Origin of the sequence: Noviherbaspirillum sp. (genome assembly GCF_035254865.1) — a bacterium.
Lineage (GTDB): Bacteria > Pseudomonadota > Gammaproteobacteria > Burkholderiales > Burkholderiaceae_D > Noviherbaspirillum.
On record NZ_DATFAF010000027.1, the window covers coordinates 1 to 13,156 of the forward strand.

The following is a 13,156-nucleotide window of genomic DNA, read 5'->3' on the forward strand; positions in this document are numbered from 1 at the left end:
CGTCGAAATTGATGCAGCCAGGCGAAAGTGCGTTCGACGACCCAGCGCGTCAAGCCAAGGTGGCTGCCATGCCCGGTGCCGCGCTTGGCGAGTTGAGGATGGATGTGGCGCTGCCGCAGGATAAGACGATAGCCCTCGCAATCGTAAGCCCGGTCGGCTTGCACACACCGTGGTTTGCGCAGCGGGCGGCCGCGCCGTCCGCCGATGGCGGGAATCCCGTCGAGCAAAGGCAGCAGTTGCGTCGAATCGTGACGGTTGGCCCCCGTGAGGATCACATTGAGCGGTGTGCCGTTGCCGTCGACGACGAGGTGGTGCTTGCTGCCCGCCTTGCGCCGATCAGTCGGGTTGGGCCCGGTCTTTTTCCCCCATGCACAGCGCGCACCGATGAACTGTCTGCAATCACGCGCGAGAAATCGAGCCGCTCGGCGTTGCGCAGCTTGGCCAGCAGGATGCGATGCAACTTTTCCCAGACGCCGGCCTTTTGCCAGTCGCGGGCACGACGCCAACACGTCATGCCCGAGCCGCATCCCATTTCCTGGGGCAGCATGTCCCAGGAAAGTCCCGATTGCAGAACAAATAGAATGCCAGTCAGCACGCGCCGCTCGTCGAGCCGCTTGCGGCCGGGGTGGGTGGTGCGCCGCCGCTGGACCGGCAGCAGGGGTTGGACTATTTCCCATAGTTCATGGTCAACCAGTTGGCGTGCCATCGCGCTCTCCCCGACATTTGGGATGAAAGTGCGTTGGACACCATTTTGATCATTTTGTTAAACGCTCTAAGAACCTCATGCGATGGGTTAATTCCCTTGTACTTGTATGCTTGCTCGCTGCTTGTGCGTTTAATCGGGATGTTGTTTTCCATTCCTTCGCTTTTAACGTCTCGCTGGATGACCAAGATGCGGAGGTTTTGGACTATCGATATGGCGATTCTAGACTTCCAGTACGTGCTCCAGAAGAGGCAGTCAAGGAGGGAAAGACGTTTGGTGGCAACGGCGTGACTGGTCCAATGCTACGTGGCGATTTCTTATACGTGAAATGGCGAAATAAACGTACTGGGAGCATTTTTGAAGATACCGTCGATCTGCGCCACAGACTTCCCCAGAATATTGAAAAGCACATTGTGTACTTCATGATCCGAGGTCCACAGTTGTATATCTACTTGGTCTCTCCAGACCCAAGACCTCCTGGAACGCCTGCCATTGGCCCAAGCATGTACCGATCAAAAAAAGTTACCCAGCTTTATCCCGACGAGCGCAAATAATAATCCTCCGTATAAAGAGAGCAAAAGATGACTATCCAATTGAATCTGAATGATGATCAAAAACAGCAGGTATTGAATGCAACCCTGCAAAGTGCACAAACAATTCGTAACAGCGCGCCGGTCGGGGTCGTATCGGGAAGCGATACATTTGCGTACTTCGCTGCGTTCGACGGAACAAACAATGATCTCGCCAATTCCGGAAATTCGCAGACATGAATTCTATGAACATGAAGAACCTGGGACGTTGGGTCTTTGCCCTTGTAGTTGCGTGCCTGCTCGCCGCTTGCGCGTTCAATCGTGATGTTGTTTTCCATTCCTTTAGCTTCGATGTCTCACGTGATAATCAGGATGCCGAGGTTATTGATTTCCGTTATGGCGATTCCAAGATTCCAGTCAGAGCGGCTGAATGGGCGGTCAAAGAAGGAAAAACATACCAGACGACTAGTTATGGTGGACGAATGCTGAGAGGGCAATTTCTCTATGTGAAGTGGCGCATTAAGAGTACTGGGAATGTATACGAGGATACAGTCGATTTACGCCACCGTTTACCAAGAGACATTGAACACAACGAAGTTTACTTCATGGTGCGTGGCCCCCAATTATTGGTGTACTTGATTTCTCCAGAGCCAAGATCGCCTGGAATGCCTGCCATTGGCCCAAGCATGTACCGATCAAGAAAAGTTACCCAGCTTTATCCCGACGAGCGCAAATAATAATCCTCCGTATAAAGAGAGCAAAAGATGACCATCCAATTGAATCTGAATGATGATCAAAAGCAGCAGGTATTGAATGCAACCCTGCAAAGTGCACAAACAATTCGTAACAGCGCGCCGGTTGGGGGCGTATCGGGAAGCGATACATTTGTATACTTCGCTGCGTTTGACGGAACAAATAATGATCTTGCCAATTCGGGAAATCAGCAGACCACAAATGTGGCGGAGTTATGGAAGCAATACCTTGCTGAAAAATGGCCAGGTCGCTGTTGACGGATTTGCCGCCATGGCCGACCTAGACACAAATGGCGACGGCAAGCTTGATGTGCAAGACTCCGCCTGGTCAGAGCTCAAGGTTTGGCTGGATAAAGACAGCAATGGTATTACCGACGAGGGCGAACTTAAGACGCTTGAAGAGCTGACCTTGCAGAACTGGTTCTTCAGCGACCAGCACAAGGTGGAGCGCGTCGAATTTTCGGATGGGACGGTATGGGGCATTCCCGATTTGGTTGCGGCTTCGTTAGTGGCAACCGCGGGCTCCGACTATCTGGGCGGCGCCGGTGAATTCCGCCGTGATAGAGAAGATAGGAAAACACCGTAGCAGGCGGTTTCTCTAAAAGGCGCGCAATCAGGCTCATGGTGCTCCCCTTTTTCCATTCACGCCATATTATCGCCTTACGCCGGTCGTCCATTCTCTCTGAGCTATGCATACACGATCTTCCTCTTGAAGTAGTTTGACGGAAGGTGTTGCGTTGACCGGTTGAACCCATCGGTTTTGAACATGGCCCGAAAACCCGCATAAGACCTGGGATTAGACTTCAGCGTGCTGTGTTTACGTCCAGTCGAATGGGATTCGAAATCCAGTGTACGGTTATACCGTACCGTCGGTTCGAATCCGACCCTTTCCGCCAGTAATACTGGAATTTGAAGCCGCCTCGTGCGGCTTTATTTTTTCTGTCCCACTCCTTTCCGCCGGCAGTCCTCCCAGGAACAGGGAGTGTCACTCTGCTAACTTTTTCCTGAAAATAATTTGTCGGTATGCATTCGTTACCTTGGTGGCGAAAGTGCTATCCTTTCTTTTGGGAAACGAAAGTTGCCGTTTCCATCTTGGGCTAGCGACAAAAACTCCGTCGATGTCATCAAGCGATTAATTTTGACTAGTGGGTCGAAACGACATGAGAAAGTTGTTACACGAGTCGTTGCACGCCAATCCACTCGGACGGAGGGTACTGACCGCGATCCTGTTGTGCAGTACATGCCTGGCTTTCGTTGCGACAGGCATGCAGTTGCTGCTGGATTTTCGACAGGGCGTGTCCGGCATTGAATTGCGCTTGAATGAAATCGAGCGGGCCTACATCGACAGCATCGGCGCCGCCATGTGGACGATGGATGAGACGCAGACGCGCAAGCAGATGGAAGGCATCGCCAGGCTGCCGGGCATCCAGATGGTTGAACTGCGCGACGCAAACGGAAAATTCCTGATGCACGCGGGCCGTGCTGCCGGGAACAGCCATCAGACGATCACCCGCAAGATACCCATCACATTTTCCGATGCCAAGGATGGAACGGGTAAGATTCCGCTCGGGACACTGGAAGTGATCGCCGGCCTGGATGGCATCTACAGTGATTTGCAGGACAAGGTCTTGCTCATTCTCGTCACGCAAAGTACCAAGACGGCGATCGTCGTCATCTTCACCTTGTTCATATTCCGGCGGCTGGTAAGCCGCCATTTGTCGGCTATTGCCGCCTATGCGCGTCAGCTTGACCTGTCCAATCTCGGTGAACCATTGAAGCTGCGGCGCAGGAAGATGCAGCACACCGACGAGCTCGACGTGGTGGTCGCCGCGTTCAATGACATGACCAGTTCCATCCGGCGCGATATCGATGAACTGGCGAGTTATCGCGAGGGACTGGAAAAGCTGGTGGTGCGCCGCACAGAGGAGCTGGCCCAGAAGGTCGCAGAGAAAGAAGACGCTATCCAGCGCTTGAACGAGGAGATGGCGGAGCGCCAGCTCGCGGAACAGACTGCCCGTGAAAACGAGGAGCGCTATCGGCAGGTGGTCGACATGTCTCCCGATGCGATCATGATCGAGCGCGATGACAAGATCATCTTCGTCAATCAGGGAACGCTGGCCTTGCTCGGCGCGCCGAACGCGGAGCAGGTCAAGGCGATGCCCTTCCTGCAGCTGGTACCGCTCGGGTGGCGCGAGCGCATGCAGGAGCAGATGCAGCTACTGATGGATCCGCATCACGAGCAGCGCTCGTTCGAGGGCAAGATGATGCGCTTCGACGGTACCGTGATCGACGTGGAGGTCCGGCGCGCGAGCTTTCAGTTTGGCGGTGCGCGCGCGATTCAAACCGTGATCCACGACATCACACATCATAAAAACTATGAAGAAGAGTTGCGCCGGCAGGCTTTGCACGATGCCTTGACCGGATTGCCAAACCGCTTGCTGCTGATGGACCGGCTGGAGCAGGCGATCGCGGCCGCGGAGCGCGACAAGCAAGCGATTTATGTGCTGTTCTTCGATCTGGACCGTTTCAAATATGTGAACGATACACTCGGGCATGATGCCGGTGACGTTCTGCTGAAGACCGTCACCGCACGCATGACGGAGTGCGCGCGCAAGCGCGACACGCTGGCACGGCTGGGCGGCGACGAATTCGTGCTGATGCTCGAAGGCGTCGACGATCAGGCGGTGGCGCCATTGGTGCGGCGGATCATGGACAAGGTGTGCGAACCGGTTTTGCTTGGCGATCAGGAGGTCGCGGTGACCTGCAGTGTCGGCATCAGCGTGTATCCGCAGGACGCGTCCGATCCCTTCGCACTGCTCAAGTATGCGGATACGGCGATGTACCACGCCAAGGAAAAAGGCCGTAATGAGGTTGCGCGCTACAGGGAAGAGATGCACAGCCGCGTCAACGAGCATCTGGTGATGGAGTCGCACCTGCGTCGCGCGCTGGAGCGCAAGGAATTCCTCTTGCATTACCAGCCGTTGCTGGATATTCGCAGCGGCCGCATCATCGGTGCCGAAGCGCTGGTGCGCTGGCAGCATCCCGAACTGGGATTGGTGCCGCCGGCGCGCTTCATCCCGCTTGCCGAGGAAACCGGCCTCATTGTCGGCATCGGCGAATGGGTGATGCGCACTGCGTGCCAGCAGGTCAAAGCCTGGCATAACGCGGGTTTTCCCGACCTCCAGGTTTCAGTCAATCTGTCGGTTCAGCAGCTTGTTCGTCCGCAATTCGAAACCGAAGTCGCCACGGCGCTGCAGGACGCGGATCTTGCGTCGCGATATCTGGAGCTGGAGATCACGGAGACGACGTCGATGCGCAATCCCGAGAGGACAGTGGCATTGCTGCGCAGACTGAAAGCCATGGGAATCAGTATCGCGATCGACGACTTCGGGACCGGTTACTCGAACCTGTCTTATCTGAAGCGCTTTCCTGTGGATCGGCTCAAGCTCGACCGCTCTTTCGTCGCCGACATTACCAGCAATGCGGACGATTCTCACCTCGCGCGCGCGATCGTCGCGATGGCGCACAGCCTCGGACTGAACATCGTGGCGGAAGGCGTGGAAGAGGCGGACCAACTCATGCAATTGGCGGGATTCGGTTGCGACCAGATGCAGGGATACTATTTCAGTCCGCCGGTTGAGGCGCCCTGTTTCCTGCAGATGCTGCACGATCGCAAGATGCTGGAGATCGGGCGACTTGAAATGATGATGCCTGCCGCGCAGACATAGCTGCCCCAGTGCTCGGTAGTAGAATGGTTGCCGACAACTGGAATAACGGAGGCGCAGAACAGCATGGACTATCGCGATCTTTCGTCCTGCCGACGACTTCTCTTCTCGGTAATGGCATGCGTGCAAAGCCTGGTCGCTGTCGTCATGCTCGCTGCGGTTGTCGTGCCGGCCTCCGCCCAGACTCTCGACGATCTCACCTACATTACGGAAGATTATCCGCCGTTTAATTTCGAACGCGACGGCAAGCGGCAGGGTATTGCAGTTGACGTGCTGGCTGAAATGCTCGCGCAAGCGGGGGCAAAGAAGACGCGTGCCGACATCAGGGTGTGGCCATGGGCGCGCGGCTATGAAACGGCGCTCAATGAAAAAAACACGGTGCTGTTTTCCACCACGAGAACCGAGGCGCGCGAGAAATTATTCAAATGGGTCGGGCCGATCATGCCTTCGCGCATCGTGCTGGTCGCCAAGAAGCGGAAGGGCATCAAGATCGCTTCGATCGACGATCTGAAAGCCGCGAACTATCGGATCGGCGTGGTGCGGGAGGACGTCGGCGAAAAACTGCTCGACGATCTGGGTGTGCCCAAGGACAAGACATTCCAGGCCAATTCGGGCATGAGCCTGGCCAAGATGCTGCAGGCGGACCGGATCGACATGTGGGCCTATGGCGACCAGGTCATTCTCTGGAATCTGAAGGAACTGGGCTACCCGACCAGAGATTATGAGGAGGTATATACTCTCAACGAGTCGCTTCATTACTACTTCGCACTCAACAAGGAGACAGACGACAGACTGGTCGCCCGGCTCCAGGCCGCGCTTGACCAGGTGAAGGCGAAAGGCAGGCTGAGCGCGATCGTGGCCAGGTATCGCTAGCTTTGTCGGTCGCGTTCCGATCGCGAGCGACGGATCGCACGCCATATCGCCAGCGCAATTCCAGTCTACATATTATCGACGCTGCTCAGCTTCTCAGCAGGCGCTTGGCATTGCTCGTGGCCCGCGTATGGATAGGCTTGAGTCCGTGATGAGCCAAGCGTGCCAGTGAACTGGACAACTGTGATGCCAATGCGGCAGAACCGCCGAGCGTTCTGCCAAGGAGATCGGCCTGGCTCTTCGCTGACAGGATGGTGGCGGGGCTTGCGATGTAGGTCATGAAGCCGCTCGCGCCATTCAGAAGCTGCTTGAATGCCAGTGTGCCGATTTGCGTATAGATGACGATCATCCGTGCCGCCATCGCCTGTGCCGACTCGGCGAGGGCATCAACCTTCTCCTGTCCCATCAATGTGAATTCGCGCCGGTCGCGTTCATTCGGAATGACGCCGGCCATGGCAATGCGGCCGGTTCGATGATGGATGACCTGGGCCGAGGCCACCATCATCTCGCTGGTTTTCAGTGCGAGCTGAGTCCAGCCAAAAAATGGATTGGCCGAGGTCCGGCGTGCTGTTCGTCGTTTCATGGGAAGTCCTTGCGTTCTGAAGAAGTGGGGCGAATGCGAATTGCATCAACTGACAGGCACGGAACAGTGAGTCGTTTCGCATTCCGGAGGCCGATTCATGGCCGGGAGCCGTATTTGACTTCGATCGCTCGCCGAGCAGATTTGAGTCTTGGCGAGATGTTAAGTTCGCCACAAATTACATCTCGGCCCGCGAATCCCGACAGGAAAATCGATGAAACTGTTTCCACCGCTTGAAGAAGGCGCTTCCAGGTTGCCGTGCGGACGATGAATGAAGCAGGCATGGTGAACGGGATCAGAATGCCAAACCATTTCTGTTGAACAATGCAATGTCCAGATAGTTCGACAGTCGATTGCCATTGCCGCGCACGACCGCGGAAAGGCCGCCCAGATCGATGTCGCCCTTGCGTGCGACGAATTCCTGCAGCGCGTGCCGGTCGTTGCGTTTCGACTGCTGAATCGCGTTGATCAGCACCTTCGCAGCCGCGAAGCCTTCGAGCGTCATTGATGAAACAGCTTCATCGCGATATTTCTTCATCATCCGCATGTGCTCGACCTGGATCAGGGACGTGCCGGCACCGGGATTGGGCACGACCTGCGAAAACACCGTCCATTCCACTGCCGCGCTTCCCGCCAGTTCCCGCAGCGTATCGAGGTTGATCAGGGAAGTTCCTGCGACAAAGCTGCGGGCATCATGCTTGCGGTATTCCTTGAGGAACAGTGCCGTGCTGATCGTATCGGCGATAACGAGAATGAATCCCGGCTTCGAGGCCGCGAGCTGTGCGACTTCCTGCGCCATTGGCTCGCCGTGCGTCCCGAAATGTGCCACGCCGCCGAGTTTCATGCGGCGCTCCGCGATCGCTATGCCAAGGCTGCGATAGGCCTCCTGATTTACCGCCGTATCCTGATAGGCAATGCCGACATTGCTGATTCCCAGCTTGCTGAAGTGCGAAAAAATATGCCGGATCTCCTGCTGATAAGCGGGACGCCAGAAAAGGATGCGGGGATTGTCTGCAAAGTCGGCTGTCGTCAGGGGCGCATACAGCACCAGCCCGCTGCGCTTGAAGGCGGGCAGGGCGAGCACCGCGCGTGTTGTCGCATCTCCCACGCCCCCGAGCAGGTAATCGGCCTGATCGCGTTCGATCAGATCCGTCGCGGCGTTCGCGGACAATCCGGCCTGTCCGCCGTCGTCGCGGACGATGTACTGAATTCGCCTGCCGTTGATGCCGCCGTGCGAGTTCACCATGTCGAAACAGGTCTTTATGCCGGCGACATAATCGCGTCCGATACTGGCATCGGGGCCCGACAGGTCGATGGCCTGACCGATGACGATGGTGTCACGTTCGGCGATTGCGGCCGAGGACAGCAGGCACAGCGAGAGTGCGCCGATGAGGCGGGAGAGAGATTGAGTTGACTTGCGCATAGATGACAAAACAGGAGCGGGATTGAGGCGCAGCAATATTGCCTGTCGAATATGACGGCAAGATGAAATTGCATTGTTGCTACAAATGCCTGTTGTCATACGCGAACTAATTTCAGTGCGCGATGCTCTCAATTGGATAGCAGACCTTCATCGGAAACAGCCAATCGATGCACGAAAAAGAGCAGGCAGCTCAACTAAAGAAAACCCGTGGATTGGCCACCGGCTTGCTCGTGGCGATGGCAGGTCTGTTTGTCGCTGCCAGGTTGTTGCAGCCCGGATATCCCTATCTATCGTTTGTCTCTGCTTTTGCCGAGGCCGCCATGGTCGGCGGCCTGGCCGACTGGTTCGCCGTCACGGCACTGTTTCGCTCGCCGCTCGGCCTGCCCATTCCGCACACCGCAATTATTCCTCGCAACAAGGATCGCATCGGCGACAGTCTGTCCGATTTTCTCGAACACAATTTCATCACGCAGGAAGTCATCCGCGAAGAATTGCGCCGGATTGACTTCGCGGGCGCTGCCGCGTCCTGGCTCGCGCAAGCGGAAAACAGCCGTGCCGTTTCCCGTCAGATCGCACGCGCCATTCCTTCTCTGTTGAAGGTGATCGAAGATGACGACGTGCGTCAGTTCATGCAGAACCGCCTCAGCGCCGCGCTGGAAAATACCAAGTTCGCGCCGGTGGTCGCTGAAGTACTGTCGGTCTTGGTTGCGGGACAGCATCATCAGGTCGTGTTTGACCGGTTGATCGGCATGGCCGCGCGCGCACTTGAACAGAACAAGGATTACATCCGCTGGAAAATTCATGAAAACAGTCCCCGCTGGCTGCCCAAGGTGATCGACGACAAGTTTTATCACCGCTTGATCGAGGCGCTGCAAAGCACGCTGGAGGAAATGCGGGACGACGACAGTGAATGGCGTCTGCGCTTTCAGCGATTGACGAATGAGTTCATCGAGCAGTTGCGAACCTCGCCGGAATATGAGGCGAAGCTGGATGCAATGCTGAGCGAAGTGCTCGGCCATCCTCTCGTGCGCAATTACATAGTCGAGGTGTGGCACGACATCAAGTCGCGTGTCGAAGCCGACATCGCTTCGCCAGACTCGCAGCTGATTGCCAAGCTCGACCGCGGATTTCATGCATTCGGCAACGAACTCCTGCTCGATGCCAAAGTGCAAAAGAAGCTGAATCAGTGGGCCCGGATCTTTGCGACGGAAACAATCGTCGGCCGCCGTGAAATGATTGCCGATCTGGTGGCACGCGTGATCAGGAAATGGGACGCCGACACCATGTCACGCAAGCTTGAACTGCATGTCGGCAAAGACCTCCAATACATCCGTATCAACGGCACGCTGGTCGGTGGCTTGGTCGGCTTGATACTTCACGCTATTTCACTTGTACTTTAGCCAAGTCATCACCTAGACTATTTTCATTATGTCAATAATATGACATGAATTGCGAGCATCGCGGCATTTATGACATGCTTTTCGCCATGTGTCATAAAGCCGTCACATTTCAACGATAAAGTTCGCAACGTCTTACTTTGACGACAATTCATGGAGCAGATATGCGACTGAACAAATTCTTCACATCGGCGGCTGCGGCTGCCGGTCTGGCAATCTCGTTTTCCTCCGCCATTGCCGCCGATATCACCGGCGCCGGCGCAACCTTTCCCTATCCCATCTACGCAAAATGGGCGGAGGAATACAAGAAGGTCAGCGGTAATGGCTTGAACTACCAGTCCATCGGTTCGGGTGGCGGCATCAAGCAAATCAAGGCCAAGACAGTTGATTTCGGCGCTTCCGACATGCCGCTCAAGGCAGAAGAACTGCAAACCGAAGGCCTGATGCAATTCCCGGCGATCATGGGCGGCGTGGTGCCGGTCGTGAATCTCGAAGGCGTCGCTCCTGGCCAACTGAAACTGACCGGCCAGGTGCTGGCTGATATCTATCTGGGCAAGATCACCAAGTGGAATGCCCCGGAAATCGCGTCGCTCAACGCAGGCGTGAAGCTGCCGACGCAAGACATCACCGTGGTGCATCGCGCCGACGGTTCCGGCACTTCCTTCCTGTTCACCGACTACCTGTCCAAAGCCAACCCCGACTTCAAGGCGAAGGTCGGCTCCAGCACTGCGGTCAAGTGGCCGGTGGGTGTCGGCGGCAAGGGCAATGAAGGCGTCGCCGCCAACGTGCAGCGCATCAAGAATTCGATCGGCTATGTCGAGTACGCCTACGCAAAGAAAAACAAGATGGGCTACACGCAATTGAAGAATCATGATGGCCAGTTCGTGCAGCCGGACGATGACACGTTCAAGGCAGCCGCCGCCAATGCTGACTGGGCCAAGACGCCGGGTTTTGCCGTGATCCTGACCGATCAGCCTGGCAAGAGCAGCTGGCCGATTACGGGAGCGTCTTTCATCCTGATGCACAAGACCCAGGCCGATGCCGCCAAGGGCAAGGAAGTGCTGAAGTTCTTTGACTGGGCCTACAAGAACGGCGGTTCGATGGCAGCCGATCTCGACTACGTGGCAATGCCCGCCGCGGTCGTCAAGCTGGTCGAGGATACCTGGAAAACCCAGTTGAAGGACGGCTCCGGCAAGGCGGTCTGGTGAGCACCGACATCTATCGCGCATCCGCCATTGCGATCGCCATCACTGGATGGTGAGGGTATGCGGATGCAAATGCCCGAAAGGGCGACCGAGTATATGAACGTACATCTTTCATCGATAGCAAGGCCCGGCGCAAAACCCGACAGGAAGAGTGACGAATACGAGGCCGCTGCCAAAGCCATGGTATCGACCATGCGCAGGCAGCGGCTTCAGGACTTCCTGTTCCACAAACTGACCCTGCTGTTCGCGCTGAGCGTCCTGCTGGTGCTGGTCGGGATCATCATCTCCTTGATGATCGGTGCCTGGCCGGCATTCAAGGAATTCGGCCCGGGCTTCATCACGAAGGTCGAATGGGATCCGGTCAATGACCAGTACGGTGCGCTGATCGCCATCGTCGGCACGCTGGCGACATCTCTGGTCGCTCTGCTGATTGCTTTTCCCATCAGTTTCGGCATCGCCCTGTTTCTCACTGAAATCTGCCCGTCGGCATTGCGGCGTCCTTTGGGAACGGCCGTGGAATTGCTCGCCGGCGTGCCCAGCATTATTTATGGCATGTGGGGCTTGTTTGTCTTCGCGCCCTTGTTCGGCGACTATGTGCAGCCGGCGCTGAACAATACGCTCGGCCAGTTGCCGGTCGTCGGCCAGTTGTTCAAGGGACCGATGATGGGTATCGGCATTCTTACCGCCGGCCTGATTCTGGCCGTGATGATCATTCCTTTCATCGCCTCCGTGATGCGCGACGTATTCGAAGTCGTGCCCGCCGTTCTCAAGGAATCGGCCTACGGACTCGGCTGCACCAAATGGGAAGTCGTGCGCAAGATCGTGCTGCCCTACACCAGGAACGGCGTAGTCGGCGGCGTCATGCTCGGTCTCGGCCGCGCCTTGGGTGAGACGATGGCGGTGACCTTCGTGATCGGTAATGCGAACGCGCTGTCCTGGTCGCTGTTCGCGCCGGGCAACAGCATCGCCTCGACACTCGCCAATGAATTTGCCGAGGCTGAATCGAAGCTGCATGTCTCGTCCTTGTTCGCACTCGGCCTGATCCTGTTTTTCATTACCTTCATCGTCTTGTCCGCAGCGAAATTGATGCTGATGGGCATGTCCCGCAAAGAGGGGACCAAGTCATGAATCCTGTTTACCGCAGGCGCCTGTGGGCGCACCGCATCGGCATCGCGCTCTCCGTGGCGGCCATGGCGGTCGGCCTGTTCTTCCTGATGTGGATCCTGGTGACGCTGCTGCTCAAGGGCTTCGATGCGCTGAGCATCGGCATGCTCACCGAGACGACCCCGGCGCCGGGCGGCGAGGGAGGCGGGCTGATGAATGCCATCGTCGGCAGCCTGCTGATGGTGGGGGCGGCGACTGCTGTCAGCACGCCAATCGGCATCCTGGCCGGCATCTATCTCGCGGAATACGGCGAGGAAAGCTGGCTGGCCCAGGTTACGCGCTTCGTCACCGACATCATGCTGTCGGCACCGTCCATCGTGATCGGCCTGTTCGTGTATGCGATCTACGTCGCGAACGTGAAGCATTTCTCGGGCTGGGCGGGCACATTTGCGATCTCGCTGATTGCGATCCCGGTCATCGTGCGAACTACCGACAACATGCTCAAGTTGGTGCCGAGCAGTCTGCGGGAAGCGGCATTTTCGCTTGGAGCACCGCGCTGGAAAGTGGCCCTGATGGTTCGCCTGCGCGCGGTCAAGGCGGGCGTGGTGACCGGCGTCCTGCTCGCAGTCGCGCGCATCTCGGGCGAAACGGCGCCGCTGCTGTTCACCGCACTGAACAACCAGTTCTACAGTGCCAACATGAATGCACCCATGGCCAACCTGCCTGTCGTGATCTACCAGTTCGCGATGAGCCCCTACGACAACTGGCGCGCCCTGGCGTGGGGCGGCGCATTATTGATTACCTTCAGCGTGCTCGGCTTGAATATCCTGTCGCGCACCTTGTTCAGCCAGAAAGTACCGAAGTGAC

At 56.8% G+C, this 13,156-nt stretch carries 13 protein-coding genes and 1 pseudogene; 11 read left to right on the plus strand and 3 right to left on the minus strand.

The genetic code is table 11. The features are described from left to right. A pseudogene (locus VJ651_RS07950) lies at positions 1–706 on the minus strand (IS5 family transposase); the annotation flags it as partial. Between the two features lie 77 nt (positions 707–783). On the opposite strand from VJ651_RS07950, the gene VJ651_RS07955 reads away from it, so the two are divergent. The 7 genes from VJ651_RS07955 to VJ651_RS07985 all read left to right on the plus strand — a co-directional run bounded on the left by VJ651_RS07955 (position 784) and on the right by VJ651_RS07985 (position 6,583). Beyond that, on the plus strand, positions 784–1,257 hold the full coding sequence (locus tag VJ651_RS07955; protein WP_324106935.1) for a hypothetical protein: 474 nt from the start codon (positions 784–786) through the stop codon (positions 1,255–1,257). Between the two features lie 27 nt (positions 1,258–1,284). Further along, positions 1,285–1,473 (plus strand): hypothetical protein, encoded by a 189-nt coding sequence (locus VJ651_RS07960; RefSeq protein WP_324106936.1) that lies wholly within the window; start codon positions 1,285–1,287, stop codon positions 1,471–1,473. Between the two features lie 5 nt (positions 1,474–1,478). Then, a complete protein-coding gene (locus VJ651_RS07965) occupies positions 1,479–1,970 on the plus strand; it encodes a hypothetical protein (RefSeq protein ID WP_324106937.1) in 492 nt (163 codons plus the stop codon). 27 nt (positions 1,971–1,997) lie between these two features. Continuing rightward, on the plus strand, positions 1,998–2,243 hold the full coding sequence (locus VJ651_RS07970; protein WP_324106938.1) for a hypothetical protein: 246 nt from the start codon (positions 1,998–2,000) through the stop codon (positions 2,241–2,243). Further along, positions 2,215–2,571 carry a calcium-binding protein gene (locus VJ651_RS07975; protein ID WP_324106939.1) on the plus strand — a complete coding sequence of 119 codons (357 nt, stop codon included), beginning with the start codon at positions 2,215–2,217 and terminating at the stop codon, positions 2,569–2,571. The genes VJ651_RS07970 and VJ651_RS07975 overlap by 29 nt, the downstream gene beginning before the upstream one ends. A gap of 574 nt (positions 2,572–3,145) precedes the next feature. Then, entirely contained in the window at positions 3,146–5,713 is a 2,568-nt protein-coding gene (locus VJ651_RS07980; RefSeq protein ID WP_324106940.1) for a bifunctional diguanylate cyclase/phosphodiesterase, read from the plus strand. Between the two features lie 63 nt (positions 5,714–5,776). After that, positions 5,777–6,583, plus strand: a complete 807-nt coding sequence (locus tag VJ651_RS07985) for a substrate-binding periplasmic protein (RefSeq protein ID WP_324106941.1) — start codon at positions 5,777–5,779, stop codon at positions 6,581–6,583. Positions 6,584–6,668: 85 nt separating this feature from the next. On the opposite strand, the gene VJ651_RS07990 is transcribed toward VJ651_RS07985, so the two are convergent. Together VJ651_RS07990 and VJ651_RS07995 are read right to left on the minus strand one after the other, a co-directional pair. Beyond that, positions 6,669–7,163, minus strand: coding sequence for a polyhydroxyalkanoate granule-associated phasin (locus VJ651_RS07990; RefSeq protein WP_324106942.1), 495 nt, complete (start codon positions 7,161–7,163; stop codon positions 6,669–6,671). Between the two features lie 292 nt (positions 7,164–7,455). After that, positions 7,456–8,583, minus strand: coding sequence for an ABC transporter substrate-binding protein (locus VJ651_RS07995; RefSeq protein WP_324106943.1), 1,128 nt, complete (start codon positions 8,581–8,583; stop codon positions 7,456–7,458). A gap of 167 nt (positions 8,584–8,750) precedes the next feature. Here VJ651_RS07995 and VJ651_RS08000 point away from each other — a divergent pair, with 167 nt between their 5' ends. The 4 genes from VJ651_RS08000 to pstA all read left to right on the plus strand — a co-directional run bounded on the left by VJ651_RS08000 (position 8,751) and on the right by pstA (position 13,155). After that, a complete protein-coding gene (locus VJ651_RS08000) occupies positions 8,751–9,983 on the plus strand; it encodes a DUF445 domain-containing protein (RefSeq protein ID WP_324106944.1) in 1,233 nt (410 codons plus the stop codon). A gap of 161 nt (positions 9,984–10,144) precedes the next feature. Continuing rightward, the gene (gene pstS, locus VJ651_RS08005) at positions 10,145–11,188 is read left to right on the plus strand and encodes a phosphate ABC transporter substrate-binding protein PstS (RefSeq protein ID WP_324106945.1); all 1,044 of its coding nucleotides are present in this window, start codon (positions 10,145–10,147) and stop codon (positions 11,186–11,188) included. Positions 11,189–11,365: 177 nt separating this feature from the next. Next, positions 11,366–12,313 (plus strand): phosphate ABC transporter permease subunit PstC, encoded by a 948-nt coding sequence (gene pstC / locus VJ651_RS08010; protein WP_414691322.1) that lies wholly within the window; start codon positions 11,366–11,368, stop codon positions 12,311–12,313. Beyond that, on the plus strand, positions 12,310–13,155 hold the full coding sequence (pstA, locus tag VJ651_RS08015) for a phosphate ABC transporter permease PstA (protein WP_324106947.1): 846 nt from the start codon (positions 12,310–12,312) through the stop codon (positions 13,153–13,155). The genes pstC and pstA overlap by 4 nt, the downstream gene beginning before the upstream one ends. Position 13,156: the final 1 nt, after the last annotated feature.

Bases quoted from the DNA above. Each gene is read 5' to 3' on its own strand.
- VJ651_RS07960 (WP_324106936.1), top strand. From the start codon at position 1,285: ATGACTATCCAATTGAATCTGAATGATGATCAAAAACAGCAGGTATTG.
- VJ651_RS07985 (WP_324106941.1), top strand. From the start codon at position 5,777: ATGGACTATCGCGATCTTTCGTCCTGCCGACGACTTCTCTTCTCGGTA.
- pstA (WP_324106947.1), top strand. From the start codon at position 12,310: ATGAATCCTGTTTACCGCAGGCGCCTGTGGGCGCACCGCATCGGCATC.
- VJ651_RS08000 (WP_324106944.1), top strand. From the start codon at position 8,751: ATGCACGAAAAAGAGCAGGCAGCTCAACTAAAGAAAACCCGTGGATTG.
- pstS (WP_324106945.1), top strand. From the start codon at position 10,145: ATGCGACTGAACAAATTCTTCACATCGGCGGCTGCGGCTGCCGGTCTG.
- VJ651_RS07995 (WP_324106943.1), bottom strand. From the start codon at position 8,583: ATGCGCAAGTCAACTCAATCTCTCTCCCGCCTCATCGGCGCACTCTCG.
- VJ651_RS07970 (WP_324106938.1), top strand. From the start codon at position 1,998: ATGACCATCCAATTGAATCTGAATGATGATCAAAAGCAGCAGGTATTG.
- VJ651_RS07955 (WP_324106935.1), top strand. From the start codon at position 784: ATGCGATGGGTTAATTCCCTTGTACTTGTATGCTTGCTCGCTGCTTGT.
- VJ651_RS07980 (WP_324106940.1), top strand. From the start codon at position 3,146: ATGAGAAAGTTGTTACACGAGTCGTTGCACGCCAATCCACTCGGACGG.
- VJ651_RS07990 (WP_324106942.1), bottom strand. From the start codon at position 7,163: ATGAAACGACGAACAGCACGCCGGACCTCGGCCAATCCATTTTTTGGC.
- VJ651_RS07965 (WP_324106937.1), top strand. From the start codon at position 1,479: ATGAACATGAAGAACCTGGGACGTTGGGTCTTTGCCCTTGTAGTTGCG.
- pstC (WP_414691322.1), top strand. From the start codon at position 11,366: ATGGTATCGACCATGCGCAGGCAGCGGCTTCAGGACTTCCTGTTCCAC.